Consider the following 16,612-nt stretch of genomic DNA (forward strand, 5'->3'; position numbering starts at 1 on the left):
GCCGGCGATGTCCGTGCCCGCCTATCTCCGCGACCCCGCCGCGATCTACGACGCGAGCTTTCGCACCATCCGCGAGGAAGGCGCGACGGCGCTGGCGCGTCTGCCGGGGGATGCGCATGACCTTGCGATCCGCATCGCGCATGCCTGCGGCATGGTGGACGCGATCGGCGACCTCGTCGTCTCGGCGGGCGTCGTCGAGGCGGGACGGGCGGCCTTGCAGGCCGGGGCACCGATCCTCGTCGATGCCGAGATGGTGGCGCACGGCGTGATCCGGGCCCGCCTGCCGGCCGGCAACCGGGTGCTGTGCCGACTGAACGAGGCGGGCGTGCCGGAGCGCGCCCGCCGTCTTTCCACCACCCGCTCCGCCGCGCAGGTCGATTGGTGGGACGACGATGTCGAAGGTGCCGTGGTCGCGATCGGCAACGCCCCGACCGCCCTGTTCCGCCTCCTCGAGCGGCTCGACGAAGGCGCGCCGCGCCCGGCCGTCATCCTCGGCTTTCCCGTCGGCTTCGTCGGCGCCGCCGAATCCAAGGCGGAACTCGCCGCAAACCCGCGGAACATTCCCTTCGCGACGCTCACCGGTCGGCGCGGCGGCAGCGCGATGGCCGCCGCCGCCGTCAACGCGCTGGCCGCCGGCCTCGCAGGCGCACCGGCATGACGCCGTGGCTCCATGTCATCGGCATCGGCGACGGCGGGCTCGACACGCTCTCGCCCGACGCCGCGCACCGGCTTGCGCAGGCCGAGATCGTCTTCGGCGGCACGCGGCATCTCGCGATGCTCGCCGCCCACCACCCGGCCGAGCGACGGGCGTGGCGCTCGCCCTTTGCCGACACGGCGGCCGACATCCTCGCCGCGCGAGGCCGGCCGGCGGTGGTACTGGCGACCGGCGATCCCTCGTGGTTCGGACCGGCGCGCTGGCTGGGCACGGTGCTCGATGCCGGCGAATTCGCCGTCCTGCCCGCTCCGTCCGCCTTTTCGCTCGCTGCCGCACGGCTCGGCTGGTCGCTGGAGGAGGTGCGCTGCCTCTCGGTGCATGGGCGGCCGATCGAAAGTGTCCTCGCCGAGCTTTCCGACGGTGCCCGCCTCCTTCTCCTGTCGGAGGATGGTTCGACGCCGGCCCTGCTCGCGGCCCGGCTCTGTGAGCTCGGGTTCGGGCGTAGCCGGCTTCACGTCCTCGAACACCTCGGCGGGTCTGGCGAGCGCGCGCGCTCTTCGGTGGCCGGCACGTTCGATCTCGACGAGGTCGCCGCGCTGAACACGATCGGCCTCGAATGCCGCGTCGAGGAGGGCGTGCGGACCTATTCGCGTGTGCCCGGCCTTGCCGACGACGCGTTCCGGCACGACGGCAAGATGACCAAGCGCACGCTGCGCGCACTGGCGCTCGCCGCGCTCGAACCGATGCCGGGCCAGCTCCTGTGGGATGTCGGGGCCGGCTGCGGCTCGATCTCGGTCGAGTGGCTGCGCGCGGCCCCCGGCGGACGGGCGCTCGCGATCGAGCCGGTCGAGGCGCGCCGCGCGATGATCGCCGAGAACGCCGCGCGTCTCGCCCCCTCCGGCCTCGGCATCGTGGACGGGCGCGCGCCGGCTGCCCTGGAGGGCCTTCCCGCACCCGATGCCGTGTTCCTCGGCGGTGGCCTCACTGACGGCCTGTTTCCGGCCGCCTTCGGGTCCCTGAAGCCCGGCGGGCGGCTGGTCGCCCATGCGGTAACGCTCGAATCGGAGGCGATCCTTCTCGCCCTCCATGAGGTGCACGGCGGCGAACTCCTGCGCGTTTCGGTGGCGACGGCCGAGCCGGTCGGCCCCTATCGCGGCTGGCGCGCGTCGATGCCGGTGACGCATTGGCACATCACCAAGCAGGGGGCTTCGTGAGCGGCCGTCTCTTCGGCGTCGGTCTCGGACCCGGCGATCCGGAACTCCTGACGCTGAAGGCCACGCGCATCCTGCGTGAGGCGTCAGTCATTGCCTATCCGCTGTCCGAGGGGGGCGCGAGCCTCGCACGCTCGATTGCCGAGCCGCATCTCGGCCCTGCGCAGCGCGAGATCGCGATCGAGCTTTGCATGTCGACGGAGCGCGCGCCGGGGCAGGGCGCCTACGACCTCGCCGCACCACGGATCGCCGCCGAGCTCGACGCGGGCCACGACGTCGCGGTGCTCTGCGAGGGCGACCCGTTCTTCTACGGCTCCTTCCTCCAGCTCTTCGCGCGCCTCGGGCATCGCTATCCCACCGAGGTCGTGCCGGGTGTCTCCTCGGTGATGGCGGCGGCGGCGCGCACCCGGCGTCCCTTGTGCGCGCGCACCGACCGCTTCGCCGTCCTGCCCGCGACGCTCGCCGACGATGCCTTGCTGTCGGCGATCGCAGCGGCCGAGAGCGTCGCGATCCTGAAGCTCGGCCGGCACTTCGCGCGCGTCAAGGCGCTGATCGAGGGCATGGGCCTGACGGATCGCGCGACCTATGCCGAGCGGATCGGGCAGGCCGGCGAGCGCGTCCTGCCGCTCGGCGAGACCGGCGAGACGGCCCCCTATTTCGCGATGATCCTTCTCTACAAAGGCGCCGAGCCGGCGATCCTCGACGCCCTGAACGGACCCCACCTTCGATGAACGCGCCTGCCATCCTCTGCCTCGGCCCCACCGCCCTGCCGCTCGCCCGCCGGCTTGCCGATGCGCTCGGTGGCGAGGTGCATGCCGGGGAGCGGGTGCCGGGCGGCGACGTCGCCTTCGCGGGGGCAGGCGACCACATTCGCGCGCTCTTCTCCGAAGGGCGCCCCATCGTCGCCTTGATGGCCTCGGGCGCGCTGATTCGCATCCTCGCGCCCCGTCTCGCCGACAAGGGCGCGGAGCCGCCGGTCCTGTGCGTCGCCGAGGACGGATCGGCCGTGGTGCCGCTTCTCGGCGGCCATCACGGCGCCAACGATCTGGCCCGCCGCATCGCCGCCGTGCTTCGGGTCGCCCCGGCGATCACGACTGCGGGGGATCTGCGCTTCGGCATCGCGCTCGACGATCCGCCGGCCGGCTGGGTCCTCGAGAACGCCGACGATGCGAAGGCGGTCATGGCGGAGCTTCTGGCCGGCGAGCACGCCTGGATCGAGGGTGTGGCCGACTGGCTGGAGCGCTCGTCGATCCCGCTGTCCGACGACGGACGCGTGACGTTGTCGGTCTCCGACGAGGCCCGCGCGCCGCGCCCGCTCGAACTCCTCTACCGGCCGAAGACGCTGGTGCTCGGCATCGGTGCCGAGCGCGGCGCGCCGCCGGAGGAGGCGGTGGCGCTGGCGGAAAGCGTCGTGGCCGCCTCCGGCCTCAGCCCCCTGTCGCTCGCCGCTGTCGCTTCCATCGACCTGAAGGCCGACGAGCCCGCCGTCCATGCCGTCGCCGCCCGCTTCGGCGTGCCGGCGCGTTTCTTCGACGCCGCGACGCTGGAGGCCGAGACGCCGCGGCTCCACCATCCCTCCGACGTCGTGTTCCGCGAGACCGGTTGCCACGGCGTGTCCGAGGGGGCGGCGCTGGCCGGGGTCGGTGAAGCCGGCGAATTGGTGGTGCCGAAGCAGAAGTCGGCGCGCACCACCGCCGCGCTCGCCCGCAGCGTGCGCCCGATCGACGCCGGGGTGATCGGCCGCGCGCGGGGACGGCTCTTCGTCGTCGGCATCGGGCCGGGCGGCGCGGCGTGGCGCTCGCCGGAGGTCTCGGCCATGGTCGGCCGCGCCACTGATCTCGTCGGCTATTCGCTCTACCTCGACCTCCTCGGGCCGCTGGCAGCCGGCAAACGCCGCCACGACTTCGACCTCGGCGCGGAGGAAGCGCGCGTGCGCTTCGCGCTGGAACTGGCGGCGGAGGGCCGCGACGTCGCGCTGGTCTGTTCGGGTGACGCCGGCATCTACGCGATGGCGACGCTGGTGTTCGAGCTGATCGACCGCGGCGACGTGTCGGATGCGGCGCGCCGCGTCGCGATCGCGGTGTCGCCCGGCATCTCCGCGCTTCAGGCCGCGGCGGCCCGTGCCGGCGCGCCGCTCGGCCACGACTTCTGCACGATCTCGCTGTCCGACCTCCTGACGCCGTGGGAGGACATCCAGCGCCGGGTCGAGGCGGCGGCCGAGGGCGACTTCGTGATCGCCTTCTATAACCCCGTCTCGAAACGCCGCCGCACCCAGCTGGCCTATGCCCGCGACGTGCTGCTCGCTCACCGGCCGCCGGAAACGCCGGTCGTCCTCGCCACCAATCTCGGGCGCGATGGCGAGAGCGTGCGCATCGTCGAACTCCGGCATCTCGACGTCGAGGCGGTGGACATGCTCACCGTCGTCGTCGTCGGCTCCACCAACACACGCGCCTTCGTCAGCGGCGAGGGGCGCACCTACGCCTATACGCCGCGCGGCTACGCGGCCAAGGCCGGATCGGGGATCGGATCGTGACCGTCCATTTCATCGGCGCCGGTCCCGGCGCGCCGGACCTCATCACCGTGCGCGGCCTGCGCCTCATCGAGCGCTGCCCCGTCTGCCTCTATGCCGGCTCGCTGGTGCCCGAAGAGATCGTCAAGGCCGCGCCCGCCGGCGCGCGCGTCCTCGACACGGCGCCGATGCATCTCGACGAGATCGTCGCCGAGATGCGTGCAGCCCACGAGGCCGGTCTCGACGTCGCCCGCGTCCATTCCGGCGACCCGTCGATCTACGGCGCGACCGCCGAGCAGATGCGCCGGCTCGATGCGCTCGGCATTCCCTACGACGTGACGCCCGGCGTGCCGGCCTTTGCGGCGGCGGCGGCGGCGCTCCGGCAGGAACTGACGATCCCGGAGGTCTGCCAGAGCGTCATCGTCACGCGGACGGCGATGAAATCCTCCGCCATGCCGGCGGGCGAAGATTTGGCGACGCTGGGGCGCAGCGGCGCGACGCTCGCGATCCACCTGTCGATCCGCAACCTCGCCCATATCGAGCGCGAGCTATCGCCCCTGCCGGCCTACGGGCCGGACTGCCCGGTGGTCGTCGCCTACCGCGTCGGCTGGCCGGACGAGGCGTTCATTCACGCGACGCTCTCGACCGTCGCGCGCCGGGTGCGCGAGGCGAAGCTGACCCGCACCGCGCTCGTGCTGGTCGGGCGGGCGCTCGGCGCCGAGGGGTTCGTCGATTCCAAGCTCTACGACGCCTCCCATCCCCATATCCTCCGCCCCAAGGTGGCGAAATCAGCCGGCTAGCCAGGCCAGCGCCGCCTCGACGCTCCCGACCACCGGCGGCGGCGGCGGGGCGGGGCGGTCGATCAGGATGACTGGAAGACCCAACAAGCGCGCCGCCTCGATCTTGGCGTAGGACGCCGCGCCGCCCGAGTTTCGGCAGACGAGATGGCTGACGCCGAGGCGCTCGAACAGCGCGATCTCGGACCCGCGGTCTCCGGGCTTGCCGAGGACGACGTCGGCGGCGAACGGCAGATCCTCCGGCGGGTCCACCATGCGAAGGGCGATGCGAAGGTCCGCGCGATGGCGGAAGGGTGCGATATGCTGGCGGCCGAGCGCCAGGAACGGCCGGGCGCCCTCGGGCAAGGCGTCGCGCGCCGCACCGAGGCAGTCGACGCACTGCCAGCGATCGCCGGCCGTCTCCTCCCAACCGGGACGGTGGAGCGTAAGACGAGCGACACCAGCCGCCGCAGCCGCCGCGGCCGCGTTGCGCGAGATGCCGGGCGCGAAGGGATGGGTCGCGTCGACGAGATGGGTGATGCGCTCAGTCGCGAGCCAGTCGGCCAGCCCCGCGGCGCCGCCGAAGCCGCCGATCCGCGTCTCGACCCCCTCGGGCCGGTCGGGCGCGAGCGTGCGCCCCGCGAGCGACAGGACGAGGCGCTGCGGCGCGACGTCTTGGCGGGCTTGCTCCGCCAGACGCGTCGCCTCCGCCGTCCCGCCGAGAATCAGGACGCGCCGTTCAGACGGCATGGGCGATCACCCGGCCGGTGCGGTCCGTCACCAGCACCTCGACGGCGACGGGCGCATCGCCGAGGGCCTCCATCGCGACGGCGCGCGCGCGCGCGGCAATGGGTGCTGCCAGGTCGATCCCTTGCGACGCGGTGAAGTCCAGCACTTCCTTGGCCGTGTTGGCGCCGAGGACGGCAGCCTCCAGACGCGGCGCCGCCTCGCCGGCAAGGCCAAGCAGGAAGGCGAGGTCGACCTGGCTGCGGCCGGAATGAAGATCGAGCGACCCCTGCGCGAGCTTGGTAAATTTCGCGAAGCCGCCGGCCAGCGTCAGGCGCGGCACGGGATGGCGGCGAAGATACTTCAGGAGGCCGCCGGCAAAGTCGCCCATGTCGAGATAGGCGATCTCCGGCAACTCAGGATGACGGCGGCGGACGGCATCCTCGCTCGCCGATCCCGTGGCGCCGACGACGTGGGCGAGGCCCGAGGCGCGCGCGACGTCGATCCCGCGGTGGATCGAATGGATCCAGGCGGCGCAGGAGAAGGGGTGGACGATGCCGGTCGTGCCGAGGATCGACAGGCCGCCCACGATCCCGAGCCGCCCGTTCCACGTCTTCTCCGCCAGCCGCTCGCCGTCGCGCACCTCGATCGCGATCTCGACATCCGGCGGCACGCCATGCGCGGCGCAGAGCGCCTCGACCTCGGCGCGCATCATGGCGCGGGGTACCGGATTGATCGCCGGTTCGCCCGGCGGGATCGGCAGGCCGGGCCGCGTCACCATGCCGACGCCGGGTCCGGCGCGAAAGACGATGCCGGACCCAGGCGGCCCCAGGCGCACCCGCGCACCGATTTCGGCGAGATGCGTAACGTCCGGATCGTCGCCGGCATCCTTGACGATCGCGGCGAAGGCCGTGCTCTCCGACCGCTCGGTGCGGGCAAGCGGAAAGGCCGGGTGCTCGCCCTTCGGCAGCACGATCTCGACGGGATCGGGAAAGTCGCCGGCAAGGAGCGCCGTCAAGGCGGCCTTGGTGGCGGCCGTCGCGCAGGCGCCGGTGGTCCAGCCGCGCCGCAGCGGCGCGCCGTCGCGCATGTCGCTGGAGCGCGTGCGCCGCTGTCCGAGTTCGATGGCCATCGTCTAGAGCCGGCGTCGCGGCGTGCGCGGCTCGGCAGGACGGTTCAAAGGGGTCATGATGCGCGTGCCGCCGATCCCGATCCGGGAACTTTCCGATCGAGCCTCTTATAGGCGGCGCGCATCCATGCGAAAAGCGCCGCCACCATGCACACCGCCTTGTCTCGCCCCGGTCTCCTCGTCGCCGCGCCGCAATCGGGCAGCGGCAAGACGCTCGTCACGCTGGCGCTCCTGCGCTGGGCGCGTCGGCGCGGCCTTCTGGTGGCGCCGGCCAAGGCCGGTCCGGACTACATCGATCCCGCTTTCCATGCCGCCGCGGCCGGACGGGCATCGGTGAACCTCGACCCCTATGCCATGCGCCCCGTGCTGATCCATGCGCTGGCCGAGGTGGCCGGCCGGCCGCTCGTCGTCGAGGGCATGATGGGCCTCTTCGACGGCGCGGCCGACGGCACGGGCTCGGCCGCTGATCTCGCCCCCATGCTCGGGCTGCCGGTCCTTCTCGTGGTGGACTGCGCGAAGCAGTCGCAGTCCGTCGCAGCGCTCGTGCGCGGATTTCGCGACCACCGGCCGGGCCTCCCGTTCTGCGGGCTGGTGCTGAATCGTGTCGGCAGCGCACGGCACGAGGCGCTCCTGCGCACGGCGCTGGAGCCGCTAGGCCCGCCGATCCTCGCCGTGCTGCCGCGCCGCGAGGCCCTGGTCCTGCCCGAGCGGCATCTCGGCCTCGTGCAGGCCGGCGAAACGGCGGGGCTCGAGACCTTCCTCGAGCGGGCTGCCGACTGGTTCGGGGAAGGGGCGGACGTCGCCGCCTTCGAGACGCTTCTCGCCGCCGTGCCCGCACGTGAAAACCCGGCTTTGGCACCGACCCGCCTCCCGCCGCTCGGCGCCCGCATCGCCGTCGCGCGCGACGAGGCCTTCGCCTTCGCCTATCCGCACCTTCTGGACGGGTGGTACGCGGCGGGCGCCACCCTTTCGGTCTTCTCGCCGCTCGCCGACGAGGGGCCCGATCCCGCGTGCGACGCCGTGTTCCTGCCCGGCGGCTACCCCGAGCTTCATGCGAGCCGGATCGCGGCGGCCGAAGGGTTTCGCACCGGCATGACGGCCGCGCGCGACCGCGGCGCCGCGATCTACGGCGAGTGCGGTGGCTACATGGTGCTTGGCGATCGGCTGGAGACGGCGGACGGCGTCAGCCATTCGATGCTCGGCTTCCTGCCCCTCGCAACCTCCTTCAAGGTGCGGCGGCTGCATCTCGGCTACCGGCGGCTGCGATCGCGGCCGGGCGGGCCGTGGAGCGGGCCTCTCGTCGGGCACGAGTTCCACTACTCGTCGGTCATCGAGGAAGGCGCGGGCGAGCGCCTTTTCGATGCGACGGACGCGCTGGGCGACGACCTCGGGGCCCTTGGCCTGCGACGCGGCCGGGTGTCCGGCTCGTTCGCGCATGTGATCGATCTCGCATGAACCCGCACCTTGTCCATGGCGGCGCGCTTTCAGCGGCTCTCGATCGTTTCGGGGGGCGGCGCGAGGACTGGCTGGACCTCTCCACCGGCATCAACCCGCTATCGGCCCCCCTGCCGCCTTTGCCTTCCGACCTTTTCACCCGCCTGCCGGAAGCCGATCTCGAACGCGAAGCCTGCGAGGCCGCACGGCATCATTACGGCGTGACGGCGACGGCCGGTATTGTCGCCGCACCCGGCAGCCAGGCCCTGATCTCGCTCCTGCCGCATCTCCTGCCCGGCGGCGCAGCGGCGATCCTGCGCCCCGCCTATGGCGAACATGCGCGCGCCTTCGCGGCGGCCGGCCACCGCGTCTGCGCCGTCGCGAACGTGGACGAGGTGCCGGACGGCGTGGCCGTGGCCGTCTTCGTCAACCCGAACAATCCGGACGGGCGTCGCTTCGAGCGCCGCTCGCTTCTGGCGCTCGGCGACCGGCTGGCGGAGCGGGGCGGCTGGCTGGTGGTCGACGAGGCCTTCATGGACGCCGATCCGCGGGAGAGCCTCGCCGGCGAGGCGGGTCGGCCGGGCCTCGTGGTGTTGCGGTCCTTCGGCAAGTTCTTCGGCCTTGCCGGGCTGCGGCTCGGCTTCGCGCTGACGACGCCCGCGCTCGCGGCGAGCCTGGCCGCGCGCCTTGGCCCCTGGGCGGTGTCGGGGCCGGCGCTCCATGCCGGCGCGAGGCTCATGGCGGACCCTAGGACGGTCGACAGGCTGCGCCGCGAGATCGCGGCGCGCGGGCGGGAGACGCGCAACGCGATTGCGGATGCCGGTTTCACGCCGCAGGGCGACGCCGGTCTCTTCGCCCTCGTCGAGACCCTGCACGCCGGCGCCGTGTTCCAAGCGCTGGCGCGCCGGCACATTCTCGTGCGCCCCTTTGCGGACCCAGCCGATTGGCTGCGCTTCGGCCTTGTCCGCAATGAGGGGGAGGCGGCGCGACTTGCGCGGGCGCTCGGTGAGGCGCGGCGGGAGGTGGGCCTTTGAGCGGAGCCCTCGCCGCCCTCGCGCTCGCCATCGACCGTCTGGTGGGAGATCCCGACGCGGTGTGGCGACGGGTGCCGCATCCCGTCGCCGGGTTCGGCGCGCTGATCGCGGCTGCCGACCGGACCTTCAACCGGCCGCATTGGCCGGACGGTGTCCGGCGCCTTGCCGGCCTCGCGTCGATCCTGGTCCTCCTGATGCTGGCCGCGCTTCTCGGCCATGCGATCCACCTCGTCCTGGCCCCGCTCGGCTGGCCTGGCCTCGTCCTCGAAGCCGCGCTCGCCTCGATCCTCCTCGCGCAGAAGAGCCTGTCCGATCATGTGCGGCGCGTTGCGGAGGCTCTGGATCGGGAGGGCTTGCCGGCCGGGCGGAAGGCGGTCTCGATGATCGTCGGTCGCGATCCGCAGGCGCTGGACGAAGCGGGAGTGTCGCGCGCGGCGATCGAGAGCCTTGCGGAGAACGCCTCCGACGGGGTGGTCGCTCCGCTGTTCTTCCTCGCCCTCTTCGGGCTTCCGGGCCTCGTCGCCTACAAGATGCTGAACACCGCCGATTCGATGATCGGCCATCTCAGCGAGCGGCACCGCGCCTTCGGCCGGGCCGCTGCGCGCCTCGACGACCTCGCCAATCTCGTGCCGGCCCGCCTGACGGCCGCCGTCTTCGCGGCGGTGGCCGGCATGATCCTCGGACGCCGGGCCGCCGGCCGCGCCGTCCGCGCGGCCCTTGCCGACGGGCCGCGCCATCGCTCGCCCAATGCCGGCTGGCCAGAAGCGGCGGTGGCCGGCGCGCTGGATCTGGCGCTCGGCGGGCCCCGCCGCTACGGCGAACTCGTCGTGGACGCGCCGATGCTCCACGCCCCGGGCCGGCGCGAGGCCACGGCCGCCGACATCCGCAAGGCCCTCATCCTCTTCGCCCGGACCTGCGACCTCCTCCTTGTCGCGGCGGTCGCGATCGCCCTTATCGGCTGATCAGCGCAAGACCGAGGAGCCAGGCAATCTCGCCGATCTGCTGGCAGGCACCGAGCGTGTCGCCCGTCTGCCCGCCCAAACGCCGAAGGAGGACGCCGCGCAGCCAGAACCAGCCGAGTGCGGCAAGCGCCGGCGGCAACGCGAGCGCGCTCCATCCGAAGACCGGGAGCGTCAGGGCCGCCGATAGCGCGAGGCCGACCAAGGCAGCTGCCGCGCCACGTCGGCCGGACGGGCGCCCGACGCGATCGGCGAGCCCGCCGGGATCGGCGCTCGGCAGTGCGGACCACAGGAGCGCCATCGCGCCGCGACTGCCGGCCGCCGCCGCCAGGAGCGCGAGCGCCGCATGGGGCCCGGATAGTTCAGCGATCGCCGCCAGAAGCGAGATGCGCAGGGCCAGCGAGCCCATCAGCGCCAGCGCCCCATAGGTGCCAATCCGGCTGTCCTTCATGATCGCGAGGGCGCGATCCCGGTCGGCATGGCCGAAGATCCCGTCGGCCGTGTCGCCGAGCCCGTCCTCGTGAAGCGCGCCGGTGAGGACGACGAGGAGGAGGACGGCGGCTGTTGCGGCGGCGAGCGGCGCGAGGCCGGCTGCAAGGAGGCCGAGGAGGACAAGGGCCGGCAGGGCAGCGGCGAGGATGCCGGCCACGGGAAACGCCGGCGCGTCGCGCCCAAGCGCCACCGGCGCGCCGGCAAAGGCGGCCGGCACCGTCGGGAGGCGGGTCAGGAAGGCGCAGGCGCGCAGCACGCTGTGAACGAGGCGAATCATGGCTCGCAGCCTACACGAAGCCGCGCTGCGGCCTCGCCGTCGCAGTCGGCCACCCGGGTTTGCGAAGCTCCGGCTTTGCGCCTATCACCCCGGCCAACTGAAAGCCCGATCCTTCCGGAGCCACCATGTCCGCCACCGGCCTTCCCTTCGACGACATCCGTGCCCTCCTTCGCCAGATGCCACAGGCCGACGGGGCGGCGCGCCATGCCGCGCGGCACCGGCAGGAGGAACTGACGAAGCCGTCCGGCAGCCTCGGCCGGCTGGAGGACATCGCGGAATGGATGGCGGCCTGGCAGGGACGCGCCCCGACCGTCGACCGGCCGGTGGTCGCGGTCTTCGCCGGCAATCACGGGATCGCGAAGAAGGGCGTGTCGGCCTTTCCGCCCTCCGTCACCCAGTCGATGGTGGAGAACTTCTCGGCGGGCGGTGCCGCCATCAACCAGATCTGCGCCACGTTCGACCTCGGCCTCAAGATCTTCGATCTCGCGCTCGACTACCCGACGGCCGACATCTCGGAGGAGGCGGCGCTCAGTGAGCGCGACTGCGCGGCCACGATGGCCTTCGGCATGGAGTGCCTCGCCGGCGAGCCGGATCTCCTGATCCTCGGCGAAATGGGGATCGGCAACACGGCGGTGGCCGCTGCCCTTTTCGCGGCGCTGTTCGGCGGCACCGCGGCCGACTGGGTGGGGCCGGGTACGGGGCATGACGCCGCCGGCATCGCGCGCAAGATCGTGGTGGTCGACGAGGCGCTGGAACTCCACCGCAGCCATTTCGCCGATCCGCTGGAGGTGCTGCGGCGTCTCGGCGGGCGCGAGATCGCGGCGATGACCGGCGCGATCCTGGCCGCGCGGATGCAGCGTGTGCCCGTCATCATCGACGGTTTCGTCGCGACCGCCAGCGCCGCCGTGCTGCATGCGATGGACCCGCGGGCGCTCGATCACTGCCTGTTCGGCCACGTCTCGGCCGAACCAGGACACCAGAAGGCGCTGCGTCACATAGACAAGGTGCCGCTCCTCGCGCTCGGCATGCGGCTCGGCGAGGGCACGGGCGCGGCGGTCGCGGCCGCCGTGGTGAAGGCCGCGGTCGCCTGCCACAACGGCATGGCGACCTTCGCGCAGGCCGGGGTCGCCAACCGCGACTGAGATCAGGCTCCGGCGGGCGGTCCGGGCTCCCGGTCCGCCGACGGCTCGTCCGCCACGGGCTTGTAGGCGATCAAGAAGGTCCAGGCGGCATAGGCGCCGATCGCGCCCGTCATGATCGCCCAGGTCGGATCGCCGACGACGAGTTCCACCACCGTCCACGTGGCGCAGACGGCGACCAGCGCCACACGGCGCCAGAGCGGGCGGAAGAAGGGATGGCTGGCATCCTTCAAGGGGCGGTCCTCCGGCCGGTCCATCCGGCCCCCGCCTTATAGCGGGGCGCCGTCCCCAAGGCACGGGGGCCCGCGCACGATGTCGCGATCTCGCCTCAGGCCCGCGCTCTCACGCCCGCTGCGGCGTCGCGCTCGCGCGGCGAGGCCATGTCCGCGACGGGCACGGGTGCATTCACGGCGCGCCACCAGTCGAGAAACAGCGCCAGCGCGAAGTGGACGCCGAGCCCCAGCACGATCAGCGCCGTGTCGAAGGCGAGCGACGGCTCGCGGTTGAGCCGCAGGAGCTGGGCGAGAAGCGACAGCACCGTGCCGACGGCGAAGACGGGCAGCGAATGGCGCCCGAGAAGCGCGAACGGGTTGTCGCGGCCGACCCGCTGCAGCGGCGAATGGCTCGGCGCGTGCGCGAACACGTAGACGAGCGCCAAAAGATGCAGGAGGCGCGGCGGCGAGACGTAGGTCTTGTCGAACTGGACCGCGAAGGCCGGCAGCGGCAGCGCCTGCTCCCAGCCCCAGAGCGAGGCCGACACGAACAGGAAGGAGACGCTGAGATAGGCGAGCGCCGCGATGTAGAGCGGCCGCGAATAGGCGACGAGCGCCTGCCCGCCCGCTTTCGCGAGGCCGACCGCCAGACCGATCGCAAAGAGGAACTGCCAGGCGAACGGATTGAACTGCCAGCCGCCGGGATTGGGATGGTTCGGCAGGTTCAGCCGCAGGAGACCGCATGCGAGCCAGACAACGCACGAGACCCCCAGAAGACCGGGCAGGCCGAGGCGCCGCACCAAGCCGAGCATGAGGGGCAGCATCAGGAGCAGCACCGCATACATCGGCAGGATGTTGAGATAGGCGAACTGATGACCGAGCGTCGCGATACCGGCGAGTGTATCGACCGGGCGCGACAGGAAGTAGCCGAAGCCGAGCTGCATGAGATAGCGGCCGTCGCCGGTCGCGAGCGAGGCGAAGGCGTAGAGGCTGACCACGACCATCGTGAGCGCGATGTGGTTGAGGTAGAGGACGCCTGCCCGGCGGAAGGCGCGGATCGTGGCGATCAGGCTGGAGCGCTCGAAGAAGCTGCGGCCGTAGGCGAGCGCGCAGGACACGCCTGCCAGGAACACGAAAAGCTCGGCCGAATCGGAGAAGCCGAAATTGCGCGAGGTGAAGTGCTCCCAGAGAACCCCGGGCACGTGGTTCACGAAGATCATCAGGAGCGCGATGCCGCGGTAGAAGTCGATGCGATGATCGCGCGGCGTGGGAGAGCGCCGGGATGAGACTGTCATGGATGCTGTGGTCGACTCGTTACGCACTCGCCCGCGCGGTCGTGAATGAACCGTGCAAGCGTCATGTCCCTCTGAGCGATATCTCGCGAGGGTGGGGCGCGGGCAAGGCGCGAGGGGATGGTGAAGCGGTGAGGGACGACGCAATGGAGAGCGCGCGAGGCCACCCGAACGTGTCGTATGCCTTACGTTTCAGGCGGTTGCCGCCCGTCGCACTAGGCTGGAGATCCGGTTGTGGAAAAGCGCTTAGCCGGACAGGCGTCTAGCGCATTTCCTCGTCGGTCCGCGTCATGTGCTCGCGCAGGATCGGGCGCACCGGCATGGAGAGCGGCGCGCGCGGCGGCGGCAGGAGCAGCTTGCGCAGGAAGGCGAGGGCCTTGCGCTTACCGAGCCGCGCCGCCTCGATCACGACCTGCGGCTCGGGCCCGGTCCGGCCCTCGAAGACCAGCCGCTCGGCGATGGCGGCCAGGAGGTCTTCCTCGGTGAGATCCGGCCGGCCCACCAGCATGCCGGCCGGGCGCGCGTCGAAGAAGCGCTCCGGCGGCGTCGCCGTCTCGGCATCGGTGCGGCCGGCGAAGAACGTCGTCGGCCCCCTCATGGACGACCCGTCCACTGGTAGAGCCAGGTTTCGGAGATGATGCGCTGGTTGAACGAGAGCTTGGCCCGCAGTTCGACCGGCGAGGCGTCGAGCTTCTCCAGCTCGATCGACAGGCGCCAGCCGCCGCCCGGCAGGCGGCTGACGCCGCTGTGGACGAGGCGGGCTGTGTCCGGCACCTCAAGGATGGGCACCACGACCGCGTCGCCCGGCAGGTTCTGCGCCGTGCCGCCGACGAAGTTGATCTCGAAGCGGCGGAGATTGGTGGTACCGGTATCGGCGGCGTTGCCCCCAAGCCCGGCATAGGTCGCTCCGACCACGGCCTGATGGGTCTCCATGTGGTCGACGTAGCCCCAGTGCATCCGGTAGCGGAACTCGAACTGCGAGCCGGCCGCCGGCTTCTCCTCCGGCACCCAGAAGACGACGATGTTGTCGTTGACCTCCGAGTCGGTCGGAATCTCCACGAGTTGCACGATGCCACGGCCCCAGTCGCCCATCGGCTCGATGACGAGGGAGGGACGAAGTTCGTAATGCGCCTCGACGTCTTCGTAGTGCGAGAAGTCGCGATCGCGCTGCAGGAGGCCGAACATGCGCGGCGAGGTTTCGCCGAAATAGGAGAGGGCGAGTTCCTCCGGGTTCTTCAGGGGACGCCAGAGGCGCTCGCCGGTCGGGCGCAGGATGAACAACCCGTCGCTGTCGTGCACCTCCGGCCGGAAGTCCTCGCGCTCGTTGTGGTCGTTCTCGCCGAAATGGTACATCGAGGTGAGCGGGGCGACGCCGAGCCGCTCGACCTCGCCGCGGAAGTAGAGGCGGGCGGTCACGTCGATCTGCGTCTCGACGCCCGGCCGGACGTTGAAGGCGTAAGCGCCGGCAAGGCTCGGGCCTTCCAGCTCGGCGAAGATCTGGATCGTCTCCTGCCCCGGCTGCGGCTTGACGATATAGAAGGCGGTGAAGCGTGGGAACTCCTCGGCCGCCGCGGTCGCCGTGTTGATGGCGAGACCGCGCGCCGACAGGCCGTAGCGGTTGTTCATGCCGAGCGCGCGGAAGTAGCTGGCGCCCAGGAACGACACGAGCTCGTCGTAGAGGTCGGGCCGGTCGAGTGGGTAGTTCAGCCGGAAGCCGGCGACACCAGGAAGCTGCAGGTTCTGGAAGGCGGACGGATCGAGCGGCGCCAGGAACTCGAAGTTCGCGCCCGAGAAGACCTGCGGCTGGAAATGCGTGCCGTCCCCGATGAAGAGGCGCGTCGTATCCTTGTAGAGGAAGCCCGGAAAATAGGCCTGCAGGTGGAAGTTCAGCGGCTCGTTCGCCCAGATCGTCTGGTCACGCCGGTAGAGAATGCGTCGGTAGCTGTCGTAGTCGAGGTCGGCGATCGGCTGCGGCAGGTCGCGCGGCGGCTCGCTCCAGGGCGCTGCCGCGCGCGCGCGCATGGCGTTCGACAGGGCGTCGTAGGTGAAGGCGTTGAGGTCCACCACGGTGGGCGGCGGCGCTGCGGGCGCTGCCGGGGCGGGCGCGGGCGTGCCGGGGGCTGCAGGCTGCTGGGCCGACGCGCGATGGGCCCAGAGCAGCGAAAGCGCTCCACCCAGACCGTATTTCAGTGCCGTGCGGCGGGAGGTGAAGGAGGAACTCGTCACGGAAATGGGAGGCTTCTTTCGGAACTGCAGCAAGGCCCTTAGCATATGCAAAAAGCCGACGCCTGCCTAGCGCACGCGTCCCGCGTCCCGAGCGCTCTCCGTAGCGGTCAGCGAAGCCGGCGAAGCTTCGCGGTGAGGAGCTCGTCCGCCTCGCGCAGCGCCGTCAGGAGATCGTCGCGCCGCCCGGGGGCGACCGCCGAGGCGAGATCGCCCTCGAGCTTCTCCCACAAGGCGTTGACCCGCCCGCGGACCGTCTCGCCAGCCGGGGTCAGCATGACCATGGTGCGGCGTGCGTCGTGGCTGTGGGCGGTGCGCTCGACGAGGTTCTTCTCCATCAGGCGATCCAGCATCTTAGAGACCGTCGACGGTCGCACCGAGAGCTGGTCGGCCAAGGCCGAAACGCTGACGGGCACGCCGGGCTCGACGCGTGCGAGAAGCTGGTCCTGCCCCGGATGCAGGTCGATTTCCATGAGGAGCAGCGACAGGAAGGCCCTGGTCGACTTCGAGATCGACAGGAGGTGCTGCACCATGCTTCCGTCCT

General features: G+C 71.7%; 17 protein-coding genes. 9 read left to right on the forward strand and 8 right to left on the reverse strand.

From position 1 onward, the window contains the following. The first annotated feature begins 13 nt into the window (after window positions 1–13). The 5 genes from BM175_RS08920 to cobM are packed head-to-tail and all read left to right on the forward strand — an operon-like array spanning window position 14 to window position 5,175. Window positions 14–658: a precorrin-8X methylmutase gene (locus BM175_RS08920; RefSeq protein WP_210185776.1), complete on the forward strand. Its 645-nt coding sequence runs from the start codon at window positions 14–16 to the stop codon at window positions 656–658. Continuing rightward, a complete protein-coding gene (gene cbiE / locus BM175_RS08925; RefSeq protein ID WP_090962154.1) occupies window positions 655–1,869 on the forward strand; it encodes a precorrin-6y C5,15-methyltransferase (decarboxylating) subunit CbiE in 1,215 nt (404 codons plus the stop codon). The genes BM175_RS08920 and cbiE overlap by 4 nt, the downstream gene beginning before the upstream one ends. Then, window positions 1,866–2,597: a precorrin-2 C(20)-methyltransferase gene (cobI, locus tag BM175_RS08930; protein WP_090962156.1), complete on the forward strand. Its 732-nt coding sequence runs from the start codon at window positions 1,866–1,868 to the stop codon at window positions 2,595–2,597. The genes cbiE and cobI overlap by 4 nt, the downstream gene beginning before the upstream one ends. Further along, window positions 2,594–4,399, forward strand: a complete 1,806-nt coding sequence (cobJ, locus tag BM175_RS08935) for a precorrin-3B C(17)-methyltransferase (protein WP_090962158.1) — start codon at window positions 2,594–2,596, stop codon at window positions 4,397–4,399. Before cobI ends, cobJ begins: the two co-directional genes overlap by 4 nt. Beyond that, entirely contained in the window at window positions 4,396–5,175 is a 780-nt protein-coding gene (gene cobM / locus BM175_RS08940; protein ID WP_090962160.1) for a precorrin-4 C(11)-methyltransferase, read from the forward strand. Before cobJ ends, cobM begins: the two co-directional genes overlap by 4 nt. Here cobM and BM175_RS08945 read toward each other — a convergent pair. Together BM175_RS08945 and BM175_RS08950 are read right to left on the reverse strand one after the other, a co-directional pair. After that, the gene (locus tag BM175_RS08945; protein WP_090962161.1) at window positions 5,164–5,901 is read right to left on the reverse strand and encodes a cobalt-precorrin-6A reductase; all 738 of its coding nucleotides are present in this window, start codon (window positions 5,899–5,901) and stop codon (window positions 5,164–5,166) included. The two genes, cobM and BM175_RS08945, sit on opposite strands and share 12 nt — an antisense overlap. Continuing rightward, window positions 5,891–7,009 (reverse strand): cobalt-precorrin-5B (C(1))-methyltransferase, encoded by a 1,119-nt coding sequence (locus tag BM175_RS08950; RefSeq protein WP_090962163.1) that lies wholly within the window; start codon window positions 7,007–7,009, stop codon window positions 5,891–5,893. Before BM175_RS08950 ends, BM175_RS08945 begins: the two co-directional genes overlap by 11 nt. Before the next feature lie 144 nt (window positions 7,010–7,153). Here BM175_RS08950 and BM175_RS08955 point away from each other — a divergent pair, with 144 nt between their 5' ends. Genes BM175_RS08955 through cbiB form a run of 3 tightly spaced genes read left to right on the forward strand, consistent with a single transcriptional unit; the run spans window position 7,154 to window position 10,436 of the window. Beyond that, window positions 7,154–8,461, forward strand: a complete 1,308-nt coding sequence (locus tag BM175_RS08955; RefSeq protein WP_090962165.1) for a cobyrinic acid a,c-diamide synthase CobB — start codon at window positions 7,154–7,156, stop codon at window positions 8,459–8,461. Then, a complete protein-coding gene (gene cobD / locus BM175_RS08960) occupies window positions 8,458–9,474 on the forward strand; it encodes a threonine-phosphate decarboxylase CobD (protein ID WP_090962167.1) in 1,017 nt (338 codons plus the stop codon). Before BM175_RS08955 ends, cobD begins: the two co-directional genes overlap by 4 nt. Then, the gene (gene cbiB / locus BM175_RS08965; protein ID WP_090962168.1) at window positions 9,471–10,436 is read left to right on the forward strand and encodes an adenosylcobinamide-phosphate synthase CbiB; all 966 of its coding nucleotides are present in this window, start codon (window positions 9,471–9,473) and stop codon (window positions 10,434–10,436) included. Before cobD ends, cbiB begins: the two co-directional genes overlap by 4 nt. On the opposite strand, the gene BM175_RS08970 is transcribed toward cbiB, so the two are convergent. After that, complete coding sequence (locus BM175_RS08970; protein WP_090962170.1) at window positions 10,426–11,202, reverse strand: adenosylcobinamide-GDP ribazoletransferase; 777 nt, start codon at window positions 11,200–11,202, stop codon at window positions 10,426–10,428. The genes cbiB and BM175_RS08970 overlap by 11 nt on opposite strands. 125 nt (window positions 11,203–11,327) lie before the next feature. Between BM175_RS08970 and cobT the strand changes: the two genes are divergently transcribed. Then, the gene (gene cobT / locus BM175_RS08975) at window positions 11,328–12,344 is read left to right on the forward strand and encodes a nicotinate-nucleotide--dimethylbenzimidazole phosphoribosyltransferase (RefSeq protein ID WP_090962172.1); all 1,017 of its coding nucleotides are present in this window, start codon (window positions 11,328–11,330) and stop codon (window positions 12,342–12,344) included. A gap of 2 nt (window positions 12,345–12,346) precedes the next feature. Here cobT and BM175_RS08980 read toward each other — a convergent pair whose 3' ends face one another. The 5 genes from BM175_RS08980 to BM175_RS09000 all read right to left on the reverse strand — a co-directional run bounded on the left by BM175_RS08980 (window position 12,347) and on the right by BM175_RS09000 (window position 16,601). Continuing rightward, a complete protein-coding gene (locus tag BM175_RS08980) occupies window positions 12,347–12,574 on the reverse strand; it encodes a hypothetical protein (protein WP_090962364.1) in 228 nt (75 codons plus the stop codon). Between the two features lie 95 nt (window positions 12,575–12,669). Then, entirely contained in the window at window positions 12,670–13,848 is a 1,179-nt protein-coding gene (locus tag BM175_RS08985; protein WP_090962174.1) for an OpgC family protein, read from the reverse strand. Between the two features lie 259 nt (window positions 13,849–14,107). Beyond that, window positions 14,108–14,443, reverse strand: coding sequence for a hypothetical protein (locus BM175_RS08990; protein WP_090962176.1), 336 nt, complete (start codon window positions 14,441–14,443; stop codon window positions 14,108–14,110). Further along, window positions 14,440–16,071, reverse strand: a complete 1,632-nt coding sequence (locus BM175_RS08995) for an OpgD/OpgG family glucan biosynthesis protein (protein WP_244545935.1) — start codon at window positions 16,069–16,071, stop codon at window positions 14,440–14,442. Before BM175_RS08995 ends, BM175_RS08990 begins: the two co-directional genes overlap by 4 nt. A gap of 107 nt (window positions 16,072–16,178) precedes the next feature. After that, window positions 16,179–16,601 carry a MarR family winged helix-turn-helix transcriptional regulator gene (locus BM175_RS09000; RefSeq protein ID WP_244545936.1) on the reverse strand — a complete coding sequence of 141 codons (423 nt, stop codon included), beginning with the start codon at window positions 16,599–16,601 and terminating at the stop codon, window positions 16,179–16,181. Between the last annotated feature and the right edge of the window lie 11 nt (window positions 16,602–16,612).

Origin of the sequence: Aureimonas phyllosphaerae, from assembly GCF_900113065.1 — a bacterium.
GTDB lineage: Bacteria > Pseudomonadota > Alphaproteobacteria > Rhizobiales > Rhizobiaceae > Aureimonas > Aureimonas phyllosphaerae.

What these genes read in the sequence shown, in the direction of transcription:
- cobD (WP_090962167.1), top strand. Translation starts at nt 8,458, where the DNA reads ATGAACCCGCACCTTGTCCATGGCGGCGCGCTTTCAGCGGCTCTCGAT.
- BM175_RS08950 (WP_090962163.1), bottom strand. Translation starts at nt 7,009, where the DNA reads ATGGCCATCGAACTCGGACAGCGGCGCACGCGCTCCAGCGACATGCGC.
- BM175_RS08955 (WP_090962165.1), top strand. Translation starts at nt 7,154, where the DNA reads ATGCACACCGCCTTGTCTCGCCCCGGTCTCCTCGTCGCCGCGCCGCAA.
- BM175_RS08985 (WP_090962174.1), bottom strand. Translation starts at nt 13,848, where the DNA reads ATGACAGTCTCATCCCGGCGCTCTCCCACGCCGCGCGATCATCGCATC.
- cobJ (WP_090962158.1), top strand. Translation starts at nt 2,594, where the DNA reads ATGAACGCGCCTGCCATCCTCTGCCTCGGCCCCACCGCCCTGCCGCTC.
- BM175_RS08945 (WP_090962161.1), bottom strand. Translation starts at nt 5,901, where the DNA reads ATGCCGTCTGAACGGCGCGTCCTGATTCTCGGCGGGACGGCGGAGGCG.
- BM175_RS08970 (WP_090962170.1), bottom strand. Translation starts at nt 11,202, where the DNA reads ATGATTCGCCTCGTTCACAGCGTGCTGCGCGCCTGCGCCTTCCTGACC.
- BM175_RS08990 (WP_090962176.1), bottom strand. Translation starts at nt 14,443, where the DNA reads ATGAGGGGGCCGACGACGTTCTTCGCCGGCCGCACCGATGCCGAGACG.
- cobT (WP_090962172.1), top strand. Translation starts at nt 11,328, where the DNA reads ATGTCCGCCACCGGCCTTCCCTTCGACGACATCCGTGCCCTCCTTCGC.
- BM175_RS09000 (WP_244545936.1), bottom strand. Translation starts at nt 16,601, where the DNA reads ATGGTGCAGCACCTCCTGTCGATCTCGAAGTCGACCAGGGCCTTCCTG.
- cbiE (WP_090962154.1), top strand. Translation starts at nt 655, where the DNA reads ATGACGCCGTGGCTCCATGTCATCGGCATCGGCGACGGCGGGCTCGAC.